We start from the raw sequence: 20,887 nt of genomic DNA, 5'->3' as shown, positions 1-20,887 counted from the left end.
GATTTCCAGGTGGTCCACTCGTACCCGTCCGGCCGTCCCGAACCACCCCCACATTACTCAGCGTTGCGAACAAACACGCCAGGTACTGGATTCGGCCACTTTCGCCGCCTCCTCCACGCTTCCCGCCTCGTGCCCGGGATGCCACCCCGACAGGCGCACATCACGGTGACGTGAGTGTCACACACGCACGGAGTTGACCTGACGCAAGCACGCCGGGCATCCCCTCCCCGGGAAATCGGCCTGCCCAGCGGCATGGCCGTTGCCGACGGGCCCGGGACGCGGATCCCCCCCCGTTCAGGCCTGGCCGAGCTGGACGAGCTCGTCGCCCGGGGCGCCGGCGGGCAGCAGCGGCCAGCCGCGGTCCTTCTCCGAGATCGCCGAGACGGGCAGCGGCCAGGCGATCCCGAGCCGGGGGTCGTCGAAACGGAGACCACGGTCATGCCCCGGAGTGAACGGGACGTTCATCTGGTACGTGGCCTCGGTGTCGTCCACCAGGGTCTGGTAGCCGTGCGCGAGCCCGGCGGCGATGAACAGCGCCCGGTGGTTGTCCGCGGTCAGCTCCACGGCCACGTGCTCCAGGTAGGTCGCCGAGCCGGGCCGCGAGTCGACGACGACGTCCAGCAGGGCGCCGCGGGTGCAGCGGACCAGCTTGGTCTCGCGCACCGGCTCGCCGGCCCAGTGCAGGCCGCGCATCGTCCCGGCCCGGCGGTTGTAGGCGACGCTGCACTGCGCGACGGCGGCCTCCAGCCCGGCGGCGGCGAACTCCTCCTGGCAGAAGGTGCGCGCGAACAGGCCGCGGTCGTCCGAGAACGCCTCGACGTCGACGATCGTCACACCGTCGACGGCGGTGGGCGTGAGCTTCACCGGGCGGTCCAGAACAGCTCGGCGTCGACCTGGCCGGTGCCGATCAGGTACTGCAGCTGCTTGAGCCGGGTGTGCCCGCGGCCGGTGAAGGTCTCGGTGTCGAGCTGGATGCGGCTGAACACCTCGTGCAGCTGCTCGGCGCCCTTGTGCGCGTCCCAGTCGCAGGAGAAGCCCGGGAGCTGGGAGGCGATCTTGTCGAACGACACCCGGTAGCTGCGGTTGTCCCCGCCGTTGTCGCCGAAGCTCAGCTTGCAGCCGGTGAAGACGGTGGCGACCGCGTCCGCGATCTCCTTCACCTGGTAGTTCTGCGCGCTGTCACCCACGTTGAAGATCTCGTTGTGGACGGCGTCGCGCGGCGCGGCGAGCACGCACCGGATCGCCTTGGCGATGTCCAGGCCGTGCACCAGCGGGCGCCACGGGGTGCCGTCCGAGGTCATCGCGATCTCGTTCGTGGTCCAGGCGACCCCGGCCAGGTTGTTCAGCACGATGTCGAACCGCATCCGCGGCGAGGCGCCGTACGCGGTGGCGTTGCGCAGGAACGTCGGCGAGAAGGTGTCGTCGGCCAGCGGCGCGACGTCCCGCTCGACGTAGACCTTGCACTCGGCGTACGGCGTCTGCGGGTTGACCGGCGAGGTCTCCGTGACGTCCGACCCGGTCGCGACGCCGTAGACGCTGCACGACGACATGTAGACGAACCGCTGGACGCCGGCCTGCTTCGCCAGCTTCGCGAGCCGCACGGACCCCTGGTGGTTCACCTTGTAGGTCACGTCGGGTGCCAGCGCGCCCAGCGGGTCGTTCGACAGCTCCGCCATGTGCACGACCGCGTCGACGCCCTCGAAATCCTCGACGGTGAGGTCGCGCAGGTCCTTGTCGATCGTGTACGGGACACGGTCCGTGCCGCGGTAGAGCCAGCCGTACTTGTAGTAGCCGGTATCCACCCCGACCACGTCGTGGCCGTCGCGCAGCAGCTCCGGGGCAAGCAGGCAGCCCAGGTAGCCCTCCGTGCCGGTGACGAGCACCTTCATCCGAGAGTCCTCCCGATCTCGACGAGGGCACGCGGGGTTCGACGACGGCCCTGCGCTCCGACCACAGAAGGTACCGAGAGGGCCGGAGGTGCCCGCCAGTGACGCCCCACTGTGCTCCTGTCCGTCTGACGACGAACACTCTGCGCATACCGGACGCGACCTACACAAGCGTGTAGGATACCGCCGTCTTGTGTAGCCGATCGGTTCGGACCACAGGAGGAGCGAGATGACGGGCGACGCGAGATGACGGATGAGTGGGTGGGCGGTGTTCACGGCCGGGCCGGTCCGCCGCCCGAGGATCTGACGGCGAAGGCGCGCATCCGCGACGCGGCCCTGCGCATGTTCGCCGACCAGGGCTTCGAGGCCACGACGGTCCGCGGGGTCGCCGAGGCGGCCGGAGTGTCGTCGGGGCTGGTCCGCCATCACTTCGGGTCGAAGGAGGCGCTGCGCGACGCCTGCGACACGTACGCGCTGGACCAGTTGGTGACCATCAAGGAGCAGGCGCTCCTGGGTGGCCGGCTGGCCGACCCGGCCTTCCTGGTCGCCGTCCATCCCACGGTGCTGCTGATGCAGCGCTATGTGGCGCGGTCGCTGATCGACGGCTCCGCGGCCGCCGCCGCGCTGTTCGACCGCATGGTCGCCGTCGCGGAGAAGTGGGTCTCGGAAGAACACCTGGCCGGGTCGGACGACCCACGTGCGTTCGCCGCCGCACTGGTCGCGATGCAGGCCGGCCTGCTCGCCCTGCACGGGCACGTCTCCCGGGCACTGGGAACCGACATCCTGTCCGCCGGCGGTCAGGTCCGGCTGGGCCGGGCGCTCGTCGACATCTACTCGCGCGCCGTGATCAGCCCCGAGCAGGCGGAGCAGGCACGCGCCGCCTACGACCAGGTCCTGGCCCGCTTCCCTGCTCCGGTCCCGGCCACGGCTCCGGTCCCGGCCACGGCCGGGCCCGAGCGGCGGCGGTCATGAACGAGGCGATCCACGCGCGGGGGCTGGTCAAGACCTTCGGGTCCACCCGGGCCCTGGACGGCCTCGACCTGACCGTGCGCACCGGTGAGGTACACGGTTTCCTCGGGCCGAACGGCGCGGGCAAGAGCACGGCTCTGCGGGTCCTGCTCGGCCTCATCCGTGCCGACGCCGGCACGGCCACGCTGCTCGGCGGCGACGCCTGGCGGGAGGCGACCACGCTGCACCGCCGGCTGGCCTACGTACCCGGCGACGTCACGCTCTGGCCGAACCTCTCCGGCGGGGAGGCGATCGACCTGCTCGGGCGCCTTCGGGGCGGCCTCGACCCGCGGCGTCGGGCGGACCTGCTCGAGCGCTTCGACCTCGATCCGCGCAAGAAGGGCCGCTCCTACTCGAAGGGCAACCGGCAGAAGGTGGCGCTCGTCGCCGCGTTCGCCTCGGACGTCGAGCTGCTGCTGCTGGACGAGCCGACCTCGGGCCTCGACCCACTGATGGAGGAGGTGTTCCGCGAGGTCGTCCGGGCCGAGCAGCGCGCGGGCGGACGCACGGTGCTGCTGTCGAGCCACATCCTCGCCGAGGTCGAGGCGCTCTGCGACCGCGTCACGATCATCCGGGACGGCCGGACCGTCGAGACCGGCACCCTCGCGGACCTGCGGCACCTGACCCGGACATCCGTCCGGGCCGAGCTGGTCACCCCGGCGAGCGGGCTCGTGGACCTGCCCGGGGTGCACGGGCTGGACGTGGCCGGCACCAGGGTCAGCTTCGAGGCCGACGGTGACGCTCTCAACGCCGCGCTGCTGCGGCTCACCACCGCCGGGGTGCGCAGCCTCGTGAGCCAGCCACCCACCCTCGAGGAGCTGTTCCTGCGCCACTACGACCGGGCCGGCACGCACCCCGGCCGCGCGGAGGCGGAGCGGTGAACGGGCTGACGGGCACCGGAGCACTGGCCCGGCTGGCGCTGCGCCGGGACCGGGCGCTCATTCCCGTGTGGGTGGCCGTCCTGGGCCTCCTCCCGGTCGTCCTGGCGGTCTCCTTCGCGGACCTGTACCCGACGGCCACCGAGCGGCAGGAGTTCTTCGCGACCAGCGCGCGCGACGGGACCTTCACCGCCCTCTACGGGCCCCTGCGCGGCTCCAGCCTCGGCGAGCTGATCACCTGGCGGGCCGGGTTCCTGCCCGTCGTCGTCGGCCTGATCAGCCTGCTCGTCGTCATCCGGCACACCCGGGCCGAGGAGGAGGCCGGGCGGCGGGAGCTGGTGGGCGCGACCGTGGTCGGCCGGCACGCCGGCCTCGCGGCCGCCCTGGCCGTGACCTGCGCCGCCGATCTCGCCGTCGCCCTGGTCGTGACGATCACCCTGATCGGAAAGGACCTGCCCGCGGCCGGATCGTTGGCGCTCGGCATGCAGCTCGCCGCCGCCGGCTGGGTCTTCGCGGCGGTCGGCGCGGTGGCCGCGCAGGTCACCACGGGGGCCGGCGGCGCGCGCGGGATCGGGGCCGCCGTCCTCGGCGCGGCCTACGCGGCACGGATCGCCGGCGATCGCGGCGACTCCCCGGGATGGGCCTGGCTGTCCTGGCTGTCGCCCATCGGCCTCGTCCAGCGGATCCACCCCTACGGCGCGCAGCGCTGGTGGCTGCTCGCACCCGTCGCGACCGTGGTCGCCGTGCTCGTCGGGGTGGCCGTCGGGTTGGCCGCCCGGCGCGACCTCGGGGCCGGCCTGCTGCCGGACCGCCCGGGCCGGGCCGGCGCGACGCCCGCGCTGCGGTCACCGCTGGCAGTGGCCTGGCGGCTGCACCGGGGCCTGTTCGCGGCCTGGATCGCCGGGTTCGCCCTGCTCGGCGCGGTGTTCGGCGGGGTCGCGAACGGCGTCGGGGATCTCGTGGGGGACAACCCGACGCTGCGGGACGTGTTCACCCGGCTGGGCGGCCGGAGCGCGATCGTCGACGCCTACCTGGCATCCGTCATGTCGATCATGGCGATGATCGCGGCGGGGTACGCGATCCAGGCCGTCCTGCGGCTGCGCGTGGAGGAGACCGGCGGGCGGGCGGAGCCGATCCTGGCGACGGCCGTCGGGCGGCTGCGGTGGGCGGCGGGCCATCTGCTCATCGCCGCTCTCGGCCCTGGCATCGCGCTACTCACGGCCGGCGCCGTCACCGGGCTGGTCTACGGGCTGAGCAGCGGCGACGTCGGGCGCGAGCTCCCGCATGCCGTGCGTCTCGCGGCCGGGCAGCTGCCCGCGGTCGCCGTGCTGGCGGCGATCGCGGTGACGCTGTTCGGCCTGCTGCCCCGGCTGTGCGCGATGAGCTGGGCCGCGCTGTCCGCCTGCGTGCTGCTCGGTCTGGTCGGCGCCGGCGCGGGCGCCAGCCACTGGCTGCTGGACGTCTCACCGTTCACGCACACCACGGGCGCATCGGGCGGGTCGGTGTCCGCCGTGGCGCTGGCCGTGCTCACACTCCTCGCCGCCGCGCTCGCCGCGGCTGGTCTCGCCGGGCTGCGGCGCCGGGACATCCCGGCCAGCTGACCCGCACCGCCCGCCCTCCCCCCGTACGGATATGACCCACATCACGTCATGTAGCCGACGTGTGTCTTGGTGAACCGACTGCCTGTCGACTCGCAGACAAACGACCGCACAACACCGAGGATGTGGAAAGCTCGCCTCCGGGCACGGTGTGTGCGTGTTCGTGGCGTGATGCGCATCCCCCGGTCCGCGCCGCGCGGAGCGTCCGAAGGCAGGTCACGTAGTGATGGGTCACCGAGGCGGCGCCAGCGGGGCCCGGGCCGGGCGGCGCCCGTCGGCCGGAGTCGCCGGCGGGGTGCTGACGGCGGTGCTGTCGGCGGTGCTGCTGCCCGGCGCCACGGCCGGCACAGCGGCCGCCGTGACGCCCCAGCCGGCTGTCCCGGGTGCGAGCGCCCGGCCGGCCCCCCGGGCCGCCCCCGCGCCGACGGCCTCGGCGCCGGGCCGCTCCCCGTCGGGCGGGCTGCCGTCCAGCGGGTTCTCGTCCACCGACGGGCAGTGGTACCACGAGAGCCTCCGGCTCGCCGAGGCCCACCGGGTGAGCCGCGGCAGGGGCGTCATCGTGGCGATCATCGACGGCGGGGTGGACGCCACCCATCCGAAGCTGCGCGGGCAGCTCCTCTCCGGCGCCGGGGTCGGTGCGGACGCCGCTCTCGACGGGCTGCGCGACGACGACCCCGACGGCCACGGCACGGCCATGGCCGGGCTGGTCGCCGCCCGCGGTGACGTCGGTGACCCGGCTGTGTGGGGGGTCGCGCCCGAGGCGAAGATCCTGCCGATCTCCACCGGCGAGGAGGCCGACTCCGAGGAGGTCGCCCGTTCGGTGCGGATCGCCGTCGACCGGGGGGCGGGCGTGATCAGCATGTCCCTCGGCTCGGTGGGGCGGGCGACGAGCGCGGAGGAGAGCGCCGTCCGCTACGCGCTCGCGCACGACGTGGTCGTCGTGGCCTCAGCCGGCAACACCGAGCCGGGCGACACCGAGGTGAACTCCCCGGCGAACATCCCGGGCGTGATCGCCGTGACCGGATCGGACTACCGCGGGATGTTCTGGGGCGGCTCGGTCCAGGGGCCGGAGGCCGTCCTGGCCGCGCCCGGACCGGGCATCCGGGCTCCGGTGCCGACCAGGGTGTCGCCCGACGGCCTCGACACCGGAGGCGGCACCAGCAACTCGGCGGCGATCGTCGCCGGGGTGGCCGCGCTCGTCCGCGCCGCGGAGCCCGGTCTGGACGCGCCCAACGTCATCAACCGCCTGATCCGCACCGCGCTCGACATGGGCCCGGTGGGGCGCGACGACCAGTACGGCTTCGGGCTGGTCGAGCCGGTGGCCGCGCTGACCGCCGAGCTGCCACTCGTGGACGCGAACCCGCTGCTCGCCGCACCGGGCCCACGCACCGGCAGCAGCACGGCCGGCGGCGGCAGGGCCGGTGGGGGCGCCACCTCCGACGGGGCCACCCAGGCCCTGCCGACACCGCCGCCGCCCGCGGCCGCCACTCCCCCCGTCGCCGCGGCCGGCCCCGACGAGGGTGGGGACGGCCCGTCCGCGCTGACCTGGATCGCCGGGCTCGGCCTCGCGGCGTCGGCGGGTGTCCTGCTCGGGGCGCTCGCGTACGTGCTGGCCGGCGCCCGGTTCGCCACGGCGCTGGGCCGCCGGGGCCGCCGGGGCCGGGCCACGGCCCATCTGGTCACGGAGCAGGGTGCTGGCCCGCCCGCGACGGCGCCCGTCCCGCAGGGCCCCCCGCCCGGTCGGGCCACGCAGCCCGGCTGGGCGGCTGGGCCGACCCGCGCCGCACCACCCGACCGGACAGGGCAGCCCGTCCCACCGCACCCGGCCGGGCCGGCGGCGGGCGGCCCACGCACCCCCGGCGGGGGCGTTCCCGTGGACACCCGCGGATGGCGGACACCGTACTGAACCCGTGGATGGCGGACACCGCACCGGCGCTCGGAACGTCCAGGCGTCGGCGTCGACAGTGCCCTGGCGTCAGCGCGGCGGGGGGCCGACCAGCAGGCCCTTGATGTAGGCGGCGTGCTCGTCTGCTGTGGCCTTGCGGCCCCGCACCCGGGAGAGCACCGTGCGGCCCGCGTAGCCGGCGACGAGCATCGAGCGCATCACGTTCACCCGCGCCGGGGCATTGTGCTTGCGCAGGTAGCGGACCATCGAGGCACCGCGCATCTGCAGCATCCACGTCTTGCCGGCCCCGGAGCCGCCGGCGCCGTGCGGGACGAGCAGGTCGGTGCGCAGCTGCTGGCGCATCCCCGCCTCGCGGATCGCCCGGCCCAGCGCCATGTCCTCGTTGTAGACGTAGAACGTCTCGTCGAAGCCGCCGAGCTCGAGGAACGACTGCCGGCGGACGGCCATGCAGGCCCCGGTCAGCCACTCGGGGCTCATCGGCCGGTTCGGCGTCGGACGGGCGAACAGCGCCGACGACGGGGCGATCTTGTGGGCTCCCAGGACGTGCATGAGCACCCGGCGGGGAGTCGGCTCCCAGCCGCCGTTGCCGAGCTCGGGCTTGTCGTCCTGCCCCTTCATGGTCGCCGCGCTCACGACCAGGCCGGGGTCGCCCTCGAGGTCGGCGACGAGTGTCCTGATGATCTCGACGGTCGGCCGGCTGTCCGGGTTGCCCAGCACCACGTAGTCGTACGCGGACGAGCGGATGCCCATGTTGGACGCCTTCGCGAAGCCCTTGCCGCCACCGGAATCGATGTAGCGGCCGTTCGGCCGGTCGGCGAGGAGCTCGTCCACCCGGTCGACGCCACTGGCGTTGTCGACGACGACGACGGGCATGTCGATCGGCAGCGTCGCGAACATCTGCTCGAGCTGGTCACGGCTGTGGAAGCTCACGAGCTGGAGCTCGAACGACCAGCCGTCCACGGCCGGCCGCACGGCGGGCACGGCTGGCACCCTGGCGGGGCTGTCCGGAGCTGAGCTGTCCGGAGCTGGTCTCTCCAGGGTGGAGCCGGCAGGTGTCGCCTGGTCGGCAACCGAGTCGGGTGCGATGTCCGGCACGGGTCTGTTCCTCTCAGCTCGCCGCTCGGAACGGTCAGCTCACGACGGACGACAGTCACACAACGGACACGGAGGCACCGGTCCCGGACGCGCTGGCGGGGTCGATGTCGACTTCGGACGCCGCCGGCTGCGCCGGCACGGGCTGCCGGTCCGGCTTCGGCCAGATCGCCGGCCGGTCACGGGCCAGGAAGCGGCGGACGCCACCGAGCGCGACGGCCTGCAGGAAGAAGACCTGGGCCACCAGGCGGCTCGGCCCGGGCGGGGTCCCGCCCCGCATCAGGACGCCGGCGCTGGCCGCACCGGCGGCGTTGCCGAGCAGGAACAGCCGGGCCCCCCAGCTGTTGCGGGCCGCCGGGACGCTGATCGCCACCAGCGCGACGTGGGCCAGCGGGCCGAACGAGGACCGGACGAGCCGGTGCCCCCACAGCTGCGAGGTGACCGGCAGCGCGCCGGGCACGAGCGCGGCGCGGCGCCGCCAGAGCATGTCGAGGTTGCCGGCGACGATGCGGGTGCGGCGCTCCCACTCGGCGGCGTAGTCCGGCGCGGAGGTCTCGATCGAGTAGGCCTCGGGCTCATAGACCACCCGCAGGCCACTTTCGAGGATGTCGAGCGCCAGCCAGGCGTCGTCCACCGCGGTGTCCTTCGGCAGCGGCCGGAACGCCTTGCGGCGGAACGCCAGCATCTCGCCGACCACGCCGATGGTGGCGCCGGTCGCGGACTCGCGCTGCTTGAGCCAGGACTCGAACGTCCAGTAGAAGCCCTGAGCGCCGGCCGGGTCGTCGACCTGCTTCTCGCCGGCGACGGCGCCGACGGACTCGTCGGTGAAGTGGCGCGCGGCGGCGCGCAGCGAGTGCGGGGCCAGCACCGCGTTGGCGTCGGTGAGGACCACGACGTCGTGGCTGGCCGCGGCGACACCGCGGTTGACCGCGCGGGCCTTGCCGAGCCGCTCCCCGGACGACAGGACCCGGACGCCGGGACGGCGGGCGGCCGTGGCCGTCTCCGCGTCGTCGGCGACAACGATGATCTCCATCGGGCCGGGGTAGTCCGTACCGGCCAGCTCGTCGAGCTTGGTGCCGATGACCGCCGACTCCCGGTAGGCGGAGACCACGACGCTGAGGCCCGGCCACACGTCCGGCTCGGCGGGGACCGACGGCGCAAGCCCACGACTGCGGTACCCGATGTAAGCGGGATACAGAACATGGCCGTACACGGCGGTCGCGCCGAGAACCGCGATCGCGGTGCCCTTCCCGAATGCACGAGCTCCTGTCATGCGACAACCGTAGCGGTGCCTCTACCAGGTGACGGAATGGGCTCCCCGGCACCCTACCGGGGCGATCACCGACGCGGGCCGGGCGAGACCCGTCCCTCCCCGCCCGGACCCACTGTCCCGGCATGCCCGCCGGTGTCCCTCCCGCTCCCCTGCCGGGCGGTCGCGGGCCCCGGGACTACAGTTACTCGGATGAGCGACTCCGAGCGCTGGATCGTCGTCGTCGAGGAGCCCTTCCTCCCCGCGGATGCCGGCGGGCGGGTGGAGACCTTCAGCTTCCTCACGGCGGCCTCGGCGGCCGGTATCCGGATGCAGGTCCTGGTGCCGTCCCGCACCGATCTGGACATCGCGGCCTACGAGGACGCCGTCCCCGGCGCGGCGGTCATCCGCCTCCCCCGGGACGACAGCCCGCTGGCGCACCTCTCGCCGCGGCCGTTCACCCACGCGTCCCGCCCGGTGGGCCCGCTGCGCCGGGCCCTGGAGAACACCCCGCCGCGTGCCGACTCCGTCATCAGCTACAGCTGCCGGACGTCGCATCTCGGTGAGGAGATCGCGCGGATCTGGCGGCTTCCCCACCTGGTGCGGGCGCACAACATCGACTCGGAGTTCTTCCGCGTCCTGGCCCGGAACTCCACGGGCCCCCGCGCGGTCGCCTACGAGCTCGAGTACCACCGCCTGCGGCTCGCCGAGCAGGCCATGCACCACTCACCGCTGGTGAACGCCATCGCGGACATCTCCGTGGAGGACCACGAGTGGCGCCGCGGGCGGGCGAGCGTCCCGACGTTCCACCTGCCGCCGTTCCTGCCCGCCAGCACGGTCACCGAGGCCCGCGCGGCCGGCGGCGTCGCGGACACGGAGCGGGCCGGCGAGCGCCTGGTCTTCGTCGGCTCGCTGGACACGCCCACCAACATCGAGGCGCTGCGCTGGTTCCTGGGCGGCTGCTGGCCCACGATCCGGGTGCGCCACCCCGCGGCCGTCCTACAGGTCGTCGGCCGCCGTCCGGAGGACGGCCTGGCCGAGTGGCTGGCCGGCTTCGACAGCGTCGAGCTGCACACCGACGTGCCGAGCGTGCTCGGCTACGTGGCCGGGGCGACCGTGTCGGTGAACCCGATGCGCTCCGGGTCAGGGGTCAACATCAAGGCGATCGAGGCGATGTCCGCCGGGACGCCTGTCGTCAGCACCCCGACCGGCAGCCGCGGCCTGGGCTGGCGCCCGGGCGAGCACCTGCTGGTCGCCGACGATCCGGGCGCGTTCGCGGACGCCGTCTGCGGGCTGCTGGACAACCCCTGGCTCGCCGCCGAGGTCGGGACGGCCGGGCGCGAGTTCGTCCTGCGCGAGCTCGATCACGCGACGCTCATCGACCGGGTCCGGGGCATGCTGGCCGGGCGCACCGAGGAGACCACAGCTCAGACCGCTTGAGACGGGGCTGGCGGGGCTGGCTCCGGGGTCACCCGGCGGGGCCCCGCACCGACCCCCGGTCACCCCCGGTGACCCGGTCACCGGGGGTGACCCCGTCACCGGGTCAGGTCACCAGGCGAGTGTCAGCTTGCGGGCGTCGAACGCCTCGGCGTAGCGGCTGCCGCACTCGACGCCGCGCAGCCGCATCGTCGCGCGGAACGTCTCCTCGTCGAACCAGATCCGGTCGTGCTGGCTGCTGAAGTGCCGCTGGAGATGCTCCACCTTGGCCGCCACCACGTCCTCGGGCACCGGTACGTAGAGGCTCGGGGCACCGCGGTCGCTCTCCCACTTGGGGATCTCGTAGCCGAGGATCAGCGCGCCGCGGAAGGCCTGCCAGGCCAGTTCGGCCAGCATGCGATGGTCCTGATGGGCGTCACCGAGCGAGGGCGCGAAGACGATGTCCGGGGTCACCTGCCGGGAGATCTGCAGCAGCATCTCCTTGACCCCGCTCCACTCCCGGGGGAGGAAGCCGTCCCGCACCTCGTGCAGGTGCAGGGAGCCCAGGGACGAGCCGAGCAGCTCGCGCGCGCTCGCCTCCGCCTCGGAACCCCGCTCACCGCTGCCGGAGAAGACCACCCAGTGGACCACAGTGTCCGGATGGGCGGCGATCATCTGCGAGATCGTGCCGCCGGCGCCGATCTCCACGTCGTCCGCGTGCGCGCCGAGGGCCACCACCGTGTAGGCGCTGCCCTCGACCGGGCGGCCCGGCGTCAGCGCGAGCATCGCACGCTCCTCTCGGTTACCGGCCACATGGCGGCCCAACCTACCCGGATCCGCACAGCGGAACATCACCGATACCGCCTGCACCAGCGCGCTCGCGCACCCGCGGGCGAACACGGTGGCGGTGTGTTCCCTCGCGGGTGCGCGTCAACCGGCGTGGAAGCGGTTCTGCACGGCCGCGAGCTCTTCCTGGAGCAGCGACTCGACGGCGTCCGCCGCGTTGTCGACGATCAGCGGGAGCGCCTTGCGCTCGACCGGGCTGAAGTCGCGGAGGACGAAATCCGCCGGATCCATCCGCCCGGGTGGCCGGCCGATGCCGACCCGGACCCGCAGGTAGTCACGCGAGCCCAGCGACGAGGTGATCGAGCGCAGCCCGTTGTGCCCGTTGTCCCCGCCGCCGCGCTTGAGCCGGATGGCGTCGAACGGGATGTCCAGCTCGTCGTGGACGACGATCACCCGGGAGAGGTCGATCTTGTAGAACGCCCGGACGGCGGCCACCGGCGGCCCCGAGACGTTCATGAACGTCCGCGGCCTGGCGAGAACGACCGAGCGCCCGGCGATCCGCACCTGGTCGATCTCGGCCCGCGAGCGGTGGGACCGCAGCCGGGCGCCGGTGCGCTCGGCCAACAGGTCCACCACCATGAAACCGATGTTGTGCCGGTTTCCGGCATAGCTCGCGCCCGGGTTGCCTAGGCCGACGACGAGCCAGGGCCCGTCATCGGCAGGGGCTTCCATCCGTTCGCCGGAACAGATCAGGCCGAGGCAGCCGGGGCGGCGGCCGTGCCCTCAGTGCCCTCGGCGGTCTCACCGAGATCGGCTTCCATCTGGGCGACCGTGCGCTTGGCCAGGCCCTGGACGACGACGAGCTCCCCGTCGGCCTCGAGCTCGACACCCTGCGGCAGCTCCAGCTGGGCGGCCGTGATGCCGTGACCCGCCTCGAGGCCGGTGATGTCGACCTCGATCCGGTCCGGCAGCGACGCCGCGTCGGCCTTCACCGACAGCGCCGTGACCTGCTGGTCGACCAGGGTGTCGGGGTCGGCCTCACCGATGAGGACGAGCGCGACCTCGACCGAGACGTGCTCGCCCCGGTTGACCAGGACCAGGTCGACATGCTCATAGCTGCCGCGGATCGGGTGGCGCTGGACCTCCTTGGGCAGCGCCAGCTCCGTCTGGCCCGACAGCTCCAGCGTCAGCAGGACGTTGGTGCCGGCGTCGGTCTTGAACGCGTGCAGCAGATCGTGAGCGGGCAGCGCGATGTGGCGCGGCGGCTGGCCGTGACCGTAGAGAACAGCCGGGACCTTGCCGGCCCGGCGGGTGCGACGAGCCCCGCCCTTCCCGAACTCGGTGCGCGGCTCCGCGGCGATGCGGACCTCGGACATGGGGGCGCTCATCCTTTCAGCAATGTGAACTCGGCGCCTGGCGGTCACCGACCGCCGATCACCAGGAGATGGTGACTCAGCGGCGAAAGGTGGCTCAGCGCCGGACGGCGGGGCCGCGCCATCATGGACGCGGTCCTCAACAGTACCGGAAGCTTCGCTGTCAACACCCGACAGGTGTCGTGTCGCCCCGACCTCGCTGCCACGGCTCCCCCCGCCCGGCTCGCGAAAGCGCGCAAACTCCCCGGCGCGGTGCGCCCGCCGACTCACCCTGGATGGCGCCTGGACGGCGTCAGCGCACCCTGGCCGGCGGGCCGGCGTGTACCGCGAGATCGATCTCGGCGCCGAGATCCGGGCGTCCCACCGCGCGGCGCGCCCGTGGCAGCACCCGCTCCTCGACGTCGGAACGGACGGCGCGGATGTCCGCCCCGGCATCCGCCTCGACGGCCAGCTGGAGCACCGGCGGGCGCGGGCGCCCGCGCACGACCACCCGCACCGCGTGCACCACGGGGTTCGCGACCAGGTCCGCCGCGACGGCGTCCGCGAGCGCGGCGGTGTCGAGGTGAACCCCGCCGACCTCGTCGTCAGTCACATAGAGACCACGGAGCCGGCTCGTCCGGGCCTGGGCGACCAGCCATCCGACGGCGCACAGGGCCACCACGCCGGCGGCCGTGCCCACGACCGGCCAGAACCACCCGTGCCGCGCCGCGAAGGAGCGGACATCCCCCCCGAGCACGGGCCGATCGGCGAGCGCCGGGCCGAACAGACCCGATCCGGCCAGCAGGACCAGCACTCCACCGCTCAACAGCACCAGGCCGACCAGCACCAGGAGGACCTGGTTACAACGGTCCACCACCGGGATGAACGCGCGCGTCGGCGCGGGTGAGCCGGCGCCGGCCGACGGAGCCGCGTGCCGGGCCGGAACGCCGCCGCGGGTCATCGCCGGCCCCCGGGCGTCCCCGAGCGGGCGGTGCCGATCTCGCGCTTCGTGCCCGGTGCCGCGGCGGCCGACGACGCACGCCAGACCCCGGGCACGGTCCGGGCCGCGGCGGAGGCGGGCTCGGGCGACACCGGGGAGTTCGATGTTGGCAGCGACGACACCGAAACCGGCGAGGTTGACGTCGACACCGACGAAAGCGAGGGCGACACCGACGAAGGCGAGGGCGACACCGGCGGGGCGACGAGCCCGTGGCCGGAACGCCGACCAAGGCGCTCGGAGCTCGTCGTGAGCATCAGTCGCGGCGGGCGCAGCAGGCCGAACGACTCCACCCTGCGCGCCAGCCGCGCCCGGACCTCGACCACCACGCCGGTGGACGTCCGCGGCCGCAGCCGGACGCGGACCACGGCACGCCGCCGCCGCACCCGGACCGAGGCGGCCGAGACCCCGTCGACCCCGAGCGCGCTCTGCCGCAACGCCCGGGCGAGTGCCCGGCGGGGAACGAACACCGCCACGCCGGGCGTGGTCGGACGGGTCCGGAAACGCGACCTCGCGCCCAGCCGGGCGCAGAGGAACAGCACGCCGGCGCCGACGAGCGCGACGCACACCCCCACGAGCCGGACGGCACCGCTCGACCACGACCAGTCACCGAGACGCGCCGACCAGGCTGGCCAGTCGACCAGAGCGGGCCCGTGCCCGCCCGCGGCGACGATGATCTCCACCAGCGTGATGACGCCGGCGGCGGCGAGCACCGCCGCCACGAGCGCCGCAAGGACGCGATTACCGGCCCGCATGGCGCCTCCCTCCCGCGCCGAGGGGGTTCGCACCGCCGGTCTCCGGCACGGACAGAACAACCGGCACGGTTCGGCCTGCCCGCGAGCGGCCACGCTGACACGCCGGGTCACCGCCCGCTCGGGCCCGCGCGCGGGGGGCCGAGCGGGTCACGGGCCCGCCCCCGCGGACAGCAGCGGGATGTCGATATCGATGCGGGCGACGGGCAGCCCGGCGAGCGCGGCCACCCGTTCGCGCACCCTGTCCCGGACGGCCTGCGTGGTCTGGCTCACCGAGGCCGGGTAGGTGATCGACAGCGTCAGCGACACCCAGGCCGCTCCGTCGACCACCCGCACCGTCGCCTCGGGACGACCGCTCGGCCGGTCACCGAACCCGTCGGCGGGCCGGGCGCCGGGCCCGGTGTCCGGCCGGCGCCGGCCGTAACCGTGACCGGTCCGCCGCCAGCCCGGACCCCGCCAACCCGGTCGCGGGCGGCCACCGGGCGAGCCGTCGCGCAGAAACGCGGCGACCCTGGTCGCCACCCGGGGCGGCGGGCCCGTGACGGCCTCCACATCGGCGGCGGCGATCGCGGCGATCTTCGCCACGACCCGCTCGGCGACCAGCAGCCGGCCCGGACCACCACCGCCGCCGCCGCCGAGATGATCGGGGCTCACGGCTGTTCCCGGCGCCGGCCGCCGCCGGGGAACCGACCGCGGTCCCGGCCCGGCCGCGACTGGTCGAACCGGCCCCGGTCGAACCGGCTGAGGTCGATCTCGCCGTCGACGAGCTTCCCGACGATCAGTCCGAGGGCCCCGAAGAGCAGGACGATCAGGAACTCGCCGAACCCGCCGAACGCGAGCGCGAGGCCCGCGACGAGTCCGGCGATCAGTCCGAGCGCACTCGATCGCATCCGAGGTCCTCCCTCACCGGCAGTGCCAGTGACCTGGCGCGCCGCCCGCTCTCACCAGCAGCGCCAGTGACCTGGCGTGCCGCCCGTTCCGGACCGGCGCGCGCCGCCTCCTGCACGCCGCGTCACCCTGATGCCCAGTCTCGGCCGCGTGGCCTGGACCTTCCAGTTCGCGGCCCGGGCCCTCCAGTTCGCGATCTCCCAGTTCGCGCCCTCCCGGCGGACCAGCCGCGCACGGGCCCGCCCGAGTGGGCCACGCTTTCGGTAGAAGGTCACGGTCGGGGCCGGCCTCGTTCCGCCCGGACCGCCCCCGACATCACCGTGGCCGCCGCCGGGCCTGCCACCAGGCCCGATATCTGTGCGACCGCCGCCGGCACCGGCCGCGGTGAACGCCCGCAGGCCGGCCTGGAACGCCTCGGGATCGCCGCCGCGGTCCGGGTGGTTGTCGAGGATGAACCGCCGCCGCGCCGCCCGCGCCCGCGCGGCGCGGGGGTCAGGTGACACCGACCCAGGCCGGGACGTCGACCTCGAGATCATCGATGATCACATCGATCCGGGGACAGCCCGGGGCCGCGAGGGCCACCGCCGCCCGGACCTGCGCCGCGAGCTCAGCCACGGTCGGCCCGAACCGGCAGACCACGCGAACCGTGATCCCCTTCGGCCCGGCACCGGCCGTCGCGCCGTCCCGGGGAGCCATGCCGTCCAGGGGCGTCGCGCCCGCGGTCGGTCGGCCGACCAGTCGGACGACGTCCGGGCAGGCACGCACCCGGGCGGCGACCTCGTTCATCTCGGCGATGCCGCCCCGGTCCATGTCAGCTGGTCCGGCCACATCAGCCGGCATGGTGACGTCGATCAGACCGGGCAGGTCGGCTGGTGCCGGGCGTACTGGCTCCCGCGCGGTCAACGGACCCGTGGCGGGGCCTCCGCCGCCTCGTCGTCGCCGATGTAGACGTCGTCCACGGCGATGTTGACCTCGGTGACCTCCAGGCCGGTCATCTGCTCGACCGAGTCGACGACGTTGCGGCGGACCGCCTGCGAGAGGTCGACGATCGAGACGCCGTACTCACAGACGACGTCCAGGTCGATCGCGGCCTGCCGCTCGCCCACCTCCACCGACACACCCTGCGACACGCTGGGGCTCGTTCCCGGCAGGTGCGATCGGAAGGTGCCGATCGCGCGGCTGCCACCGGTTCCGAGAGCGTGGACCCCGGTCACCTCCCTGGTCGCGACGCCGGCGATCTTGCGGACCACGGAGTCCGCGATCGACGTCCGTCCCTGCGCCGTCACCAGCTCGGTGGAGGTACGCCGGGCGGGAGCCGTGGACCGCTCGGCCGTGCCGTTCCAGTGGCCCTCCTCCGGCCGAGCCCGGTCCGGCCCCGGCCCAGCGGGCCGGCTCTCACCTGGTCCCTGGGCGGTGCCCATTGGTCCCTGGGCGGTGCCCATGTCAGCGCCCTTCGTCCGCGTGGTGGTCGTCATCGCTGCTCCTCTTGCGTCACGGTGCCCGCGCCCGGTGTGGCCGGGAAGGTCACCGGTGCCGTCCACCCGACGAGATACCCGCCCCGCCCGGGCTAATACGTCCCCGTCGGAACGGGCCGGTACGTCCCGCCGGAACCGGCTGATACGTCCACGCCGGAAGCGGCCGGGCACCCGGGAGGCGGGTAGCGGACACCGGAACGCACCCGGAGGCGCCAGAACCGGCGGGACGCAAGAGCCGCTCCGCCGCCGCGACCGATAAGTTGAGCACGGGCCCCTACGTTGAGCGCGGGCCCCGGTGACCAACACCGGCCATGCCGAGTGCGCTCGCCGCGAGCGACGCCTGAGCCAAGGAGCGTCCGTTGCCTCGATCGCATCCGGGTCGACGCGCCACCGAACCCGGCCGCCCCCTGCCGACCGTCACCGTTCGCGCTCCCGCCAAGGTCAACCTCCACCTCGGGGTGGGCCCACGCCGGCCCGACGGCTACCACGAGGTGACGACGATCCTGCAGGCCGTCGCGCTGTACGACGACATCACCGCGACGTCGGTCCCCCCGGAGTCACTCGCCGGGCCCGACGGCGCCGGCCCGGTGTTCACCGACGAGGACCCGATCGCGGTCACGGTCGGCGTCGCCGGCGAGGGCGCGCGACCGGCAACGTCAGACGACGCGGACGGCCCGGGTGACACCGGCGCCGAGCCGTCCGTCTCGGTGGTGCCGACCGGTAAGGACAACCTGGCTGTCCGCGCCGCCTACCTGGTCGCCGAGGCCGCCGGGATCCGCGGCGAGGCCGTCCACCTGACGCTGTCGAAGGGCATCCCGGTCGCCGCCGGGATGGCCGGCGGCAGCGCCGACGCGGCCGCGGCCCTGCTCGCCTGCGACACGCTGTGGGGCGCCGGCCTCGACCGCGAGACCCTCGTCGCGCTGGCCGCCAAGCTGGGCAGCGACGTCCCGTTCCCGCTCACCGGTGGGACGGCGCTGGGCACCGGCCGCGGTGAGCAGCTCACCGACGTCCTCGGACGCGGCGAGTACCACTGGGTGTTCGCGCTCGCCGACGGCGGGCTGTCGACGCCCGCCGTCTACGGCGAGTTCGACCGGCTCGCCGAGGGCCGGCTGCGCACCGGGCCCACGCCCGCGGACGCCGTCCTGAGCGCCCTGCGCAGCGGGGATCCGGCGGAGCTCGGAGCCGCCCTGGTCAACGACCTGCAGCCGGCGGCGCTGCGGCTGCGCCCGTCCCTGCGGCGGGTGCTGGAGAGCGGGCTGGAGCTGGGCGCGATCGGCGCGATCGTGAGCGGATCCGGGCCGACCTGCGCTTTCCTCGCCCGCGACGCGGCGGCGAGCGTCTCGCTCGCCGCGAGCCTCGCCGGCATGGGCGTCGCGCGCGCCGTCCGGCGGGCCCACGGCCCGGTCGCCGGAGCACGGGTGATCGGCCCGGCGGACCCGGCCGGTCCGGGTGGGGAGCCGGGCAGCTCCGCGGCGCAGTCCCCGCCGCTTTCCCCCTCCTCGTCACCGGCGTGACCCGCCCGCCTGCATACTCGGACACGTTCCGGGCACGGGACGCGTCCGAGTACGCGGCGGACGTCACGGTCGAAGTCGTGGGGAGAATCGTCGCGTGAGCCCGGTCGTCGTCTCGTTGGAGAGCGTCTCGGCAGCGCACGGCACCCGAACGCTGCTGGACGGCGTCGGCCTCGGGCTCGACATCGGCGAACGGGTCGGCGTGGTCGGCCGCAACGGAGCCGGCAAGTCGACCCTCCTCAACATCATTTCCGGGACGCACCCGCCCGACTCGGGCCGGGTCGTGCACGCCGGCGGCACCCGGGTCGGCGCCCTCTCGCAGGCCGACTCGCTGCCCGGCGGCACCGTCCGCTCGGCCGTCGTCGGCGACGTGCCCGACCATGTCTGGGCGGCCGACCCGCGGCAGCGGGCCGTGCTCACCGGCCTCGGCCTGATCGACCGGCTCGACGACGAGACCGGGCCGATGTCCGGCGGCGAGCGCCGCCGCGTCGCGCTGGCCCGCCTGCTCGTGCAGGAACTCGACCTGCTGATCCTCGACGAGCCGACGAACCATCTCGACGTCGAGGGCGTCGCCTGGCTCGCACGCCACCTCGCCACCCGGCGCTGCGCGCTGATCGTCGCCACCCACGACCGGTGGTTCCTCGACGAGGTGTGCGACCAGGTGTGGGAGGTCGTCGACGGCCGGGTCGACGCCTACGAGGGCGGCTACTCCGCCTACGTGCTCGCCCGGGCGGAACGCTCCCGGCGCGCCGACGCGACCGAGGCCCGCCGGCAGAACCTGCTACGCAAGGAGCTGGCCTGGCTGCGCCGCGGCCCGCCGGCCCGCACCAGCAAGCCCCGCTTCCGCATCGACGCCGCCAACGCGCTGATCGCCGACGAGCCGCCCGCCCGCGACAGCCTTGAGCTACGCACCTTCGCGGCGTCCAGACTGGGCAAGGACGTCTACGACGTCGAGGACGTCGACCTCACCGTCGGTGACCGCACGCTGCTGCGCGACGTGACCTGGCGGCTCGGCCCCGGCGACCGGATCGGCCTGGTCGGCGTGAACGGCGCCGGCAAAACCTCCCTGCTGCGGCTGCTCATCGGCACCCTCGAACCGGGCGCGGGGCGGGTCCGTCGCGGGGCGAGCGTGCGCCCGGCGATCCTGTCCCAGGAGGTCACCGAGCTGCCCGGCGACCTGCGGGCACTCGAGGCGGTCGAGCAGGTCGCCCGCATCCTGGCGGTGGAACGCGGCCGGGAGCGCACCGCCGGCCAGATGCTCGAACAGTTCGGCCTACCCTCGAGCCGGCAGTGGACCAGGGTGCGCGACCTCTCCGGCGGCGAGCGCCGCCGCCTGCAGCTCCTGCGTCTGCTGATGGGACGCCCGAACGTCCTCCTCCTGGACGAGCCCACGAACGACCTCGACACCGACACGCTGACCGCGCTGGAGGACCTGCTCGACTCCTGGCCCGGAACCCTCGTCGTCGTCAGCCACGACCGTTACTTCCTGGAGCGGACCTGCGACGTCGTCTGGGCCCTGCTGGGCGACGAGCGGATCCGGATGCTGCCCGGCGGCGTCGAGGAGTACCTGGCCCGGCGCGCGGCGGCGGGCGGCTCCCCAGGTTCCGGGACGGCCGGTTCGGGTGCCTCCACCGCCTCGGGTGGCTCGGGTGGCTCGGGGCGTTCCGCTGGTTCAGGCGGCTCTTCCGGCTCCGGTGGCTCGGGCGGCGGCGCGGGGGGTCCGGCTGGGCCGGGCTCGGCCGCGGGCTCCGGGCAGGCGTCGGGAACGGACGCACGTCCGGCCCTGAGCTCGGGCGAACTGCGTGCGGCCCGCAAGGAGCTGGCCCGGTTGGAACGGACCCTCGAGAAACTGGGACGTCGCGAGTCCGAGCTGCACAAGGCGCTGGCCGAGGCCGCCACCGACCACGAGCGCATCCTCACCCTCGACGCCGAGCTCCGCGCCCTCACCAGCGAGAAGGACCAGACCGAGGACCAGTGGCTCACCCTGGCCTCCAAGATCGAATAATTCCCCGCGAGGCCGCTCCGGCCCCCCCCCCCGGGCGGGGGGGGGGGGGCGGCGCGGCGGGGCACAAGCCCCCGGGGCGGGCCCCGAC

General features: G+C 74.3%; 21 protein-coding genes. 7 read left to right on the top strand and 14 right to left on the bottom strand.

Annotation, left to right across the window (positions count from 1 at the left end; all coding sequences use genetic code 11):
* Positions 1-294 precede the first annotated feature (294 nt).
* Positions 295-864, bottom strand: coding sequence for a dTDP-4-dehydrorhamnose 3,5-epimerase family protein (locus tag MXD62_RS23735; protein ID WP_248831667.1), 570 nt, complete (start codon positions 862-864; stop codon positions 295-297).
* On the bottom strand, positions 861-1,889 hold the full coding sequence (locus tag MXD62_RS23730) for an SDR family oxidoreductase (RefSeq protein WP_248831666.1): 1,029 nt from the start codon (positions 1,887-1,889) through the stop codon (positions 861-863). Before MXD62_RS23730 ends, MXD62_RS23735 begins: the two co-directional genes overlap by 4 nt.
* Positions 1,890-2,147: 258 nt before the next feature.
* On the opposite strand from MXD62_RS23730, the gene MXD62_RS23725 reads away from it, so the two are divergent.
* The 4 genes from MXD62_RS23725 (at position 2,148) to MXD62_RS23710 (ending at position 7,276) form a co-directional block, all read left to right on the top strand.
* Complete coding sequence (locus MXD62_RS23725) at positions 2,148-2,858, top strand: TetR/AcrR family transcriptional regulator (protein ID WP_248831665.1); 711 nt, start codon at positions 2,148-2,150, stop codon at positions 2,856-2,858.
* Positions 2,855-3,775 (top strand): ABC transporter ATP-binding protein, encoded by a 921-nt coding sequence (locus tag MXD62_RS23720; protein ID WP_248831664.1) that lies wholly within the window; start codon positions 2,855-2,857, stop codon positions 3,773-3,775. The genes MXD62_RS23725 and MXD62_RS23720 overlap by 4 nt, the downstream gene beginning before the upstream one ends.
* Positions 3,772-5,373, top strand: a complete 1,602-nt coding sequence (locus tag MXD62_RS23715) for an ABC transporter permease (protein WP_248831663.1) — start codon at positions 3,772-3,774, stop codon at positions 5,371-5,373. Before MXD62_RS23720 ends, MXD62_RS23715 begins: the two co-directional genes overlap by 4 nt.
* Before the next feature lie 223 nt (positions 5,374-5,596).
* Positions 5,597-7,276, top strand: coding sequence for a S8 family serine peptidase (locus MXD62_RS23710; protein ID WP_248831675.1), 1,680 nt, complete (start codon positions 5,597-5,599; stop codon positions 7,274-7,276).
* 69 nt (positions 7,277-7,345) lie between these two features.
* Here the strand turns inward: MXD62_RS23710 and MXD62_RS23705 are convergent, their stop codons facing one another.
* Together MXD62_RS23705 and MXD62_RS23700 are read right to left on the bottom strand one after the other, a co-directional pair.
* Positions 7,346-8,371, bottom strand: coding sequence for a glycosyltransferase (locus MXD62_RS23705; protein ID WP_248831662.1), 1,026 nt, complete (start codon positions 8,369-8,371; stop codon positions 7,346-7,348).
* Between the two features lie 55 nt (positions 8,372-8,426).
* Positions 8,427-9,641, bottom strand: a complete 1,215-nt coding sequence (locus MXD62_RS23700; RefSeq protein ID WP_248831661.1) for a glycosyltransferase family 2 protein — start codon at positions 9,639-9,641, stop codon at positions 8,427-8,429.
* A gap of 189 nt (positions 9,642-9,830) precedes the next feature.
* On the opposite strand from MXD62_RS23700, the gene MXD62_RS23695 reads away from it, so the two are divergent.
* On the top strand, positions 9,831-11,057 hold the full coding sequence (locus MXD62_RS23695) for a glycosyltransferase (RefSeq protein WP_248831660.1): 1,227 nt from the start codon (positions 9,831-9,833) through the stop codon (positions 11,055-11,057).
* 108 nt (positions 11,058-11,165) lie between these two features.
* Here MXD62_RS23695 and MXD62_RS23690 read toward each other — a convergent pair whose 3' ends face one another.
* The 10 genes from MXD62_RS23690 to MXD62_RS23645 form a co-directional block, all read right to left on the bottom strand.
* Positions 11,166-11,819: a PIG-L deacetylase family protein gene (locus tag MXD62_RS23690; protein ID WP_020458433.1), complete on the bottom strand. Its 654-nt coding sequence runs from the start codon at positions 11,817-11,819 to the stop codon at positions 11,166-11,168.
* Between the two features lie 144 nt (positions 11,820-11,963).
* Positions 11,964-12,551, bottom strand: coding sequence for an aminoacyl-tRNA hydrolase (gene pth, locus MXD62_RS23685; protein ID WP_248831659.1), 588 nt, complete (start codon positions 12,549-12,551; stop codon positions 11,964-11,966).
* 17 nt (positions 12,552-12,568) lie between these two features.
* Positions 12,569-13,195, bottom strand: a complete 627-nt coding sequence (locus tag MXD62_RS23680; RefSeq protein ID WP_071059186.1) for a 50S ribosomal protein L25/general stress protein Ctc — start codon at positions 13,193-13,195, stop codon at positions 12,569-12,571.
* Positions 13,196-13,484: 289 nt separating this feature from the next.
* On the bottom strand, positions 13,485-14,132 hold the full coding sequence (locus MXD62_RS23675) for an alkaline shock response membrane anchor protein AmaP (RefSeq protein WP_248831658.1): 648 nt from the start codon (positions 14,130-14,132) through the stop codon (positions 13,485-13,487).
* A complete protein-coding gene (locus tag MXD62_RS23670; protein WP_248831657.1) occupies positions 14,129-14,923 on the bottom strand; it encodes a DUF6286 domain-containing protein in 795 nt (264 codons plus the stop codon). The genes MXD62_RS23675 and MXD62_RS23670 overlap by 4 nt, the downstream gene beginning before the upstream one ends.
* Positions 14,924-15,070: 147 nt before the next feature.
* Positions 15,071-15,574: an Asp23/Gls24 family envelope stress response protein gene (locus tag MXD62_RS23665; protein WP_248831656.1), complete on the bottom strand. Its 504-nt coding sequence runs from the start codon at positions 15,572-15,574 to the stop codon at positions 15,071-15,073.
* Positions 15,571-15,810 (bottom strand): hypothetical protein, encoded by a 240-nt coding sequence (locus MXD62_RS23660; RefSeq protein ID WP_020458427.1) that lies wholly within the window; start codon positions 15,808-15,810, stop codon positions 15,571-15,573. The genes MXD62_RS23665 and MXD62_RS23660 overlap by 4 nt, the downstream gene beginning before the upstream one ends.
* A gap of 51 nt (positions 15,811-15,861) precedes the next feature.
* Entirely contained in the window at positions 15,862-16,311 is a 450-nt protein-coding gene (locus MXD62_RS23655; RefSeq protein WP_248831655.1) for a hypothetical protein, read from the bottom strand.
* Entirely contained in the window at positions 16,301-16,711 is a 411-nt protein-coding gene (locus MXD62_RS23650; RefSeq protein WP_248831654.1) for a hypothetical protein, read from the bottom strand. Before MXD62_RS23650 ends, MXD62_RS23655 begins: the two co-directional genes overlap by 11 nt.
* On the bottom strand, positions 16,708-17,283 hold the full coding sequence (locus MXD62_RS23645; RefSeq protein ID WP_248831653.1) for an Asp23/Gls24 family envelope stress response protein: 576 nt from the start codon (positions 17,281-17,283) through the stop codon (positions 16,708-16,710). The genes MXD62_RS23650 and MXD62_RS23645 overlap by 4 nt, the downstream gene beginning before the upstream one ends.
* Before the next feature lie 407 nt (positions 17,284-17,690).
* On the opposite strand from MXD62_RS23645, the gene MXD62_RS23640 reads away from it, so the two are divergent.
* Positions 17,691-18,797, top strand: coding sequence for a 4-(cytidine 5'-diphospho)-2-C-methyl-D-erythritol kinase (locus tag MXD62_RS23640; RefSeq protein ID WP_251082204.1), 1,107 nt, complete (start codon positions 17,691-17,693; stop codon positions 18,795-18,797).
* A 94-nt stretch (positions 18,798-18,891) separates the two neighbouring features.
* A complete protein-coding gene (locus MXD62_RS23635; protein ID WP_248831652.1) occupies positions 18,892-20,799 on the top strand; it encodes an ABC-F family ATP-binding cassette domain-containing protein in 1,908 nt (635 codons plus the stop codon).
* Positions 20,800-20,887 lie beyond the last annotated feature (88 nt).

Origin of the sequence: Frankia sp. Mgl5, from assembly GCF_023242985.1 — a bacterium.
GTDB lineage: Bacteria > Actinomycetota > Actinomycetes > Frankiales > Frankiaceae > Parafrankia > Parafrankia soli.
The sequence above is the reverse complement of the archived record's forward strand: the minus strand, read 5'-3'. Positions and strand labels throughout refer to the sequence as shown.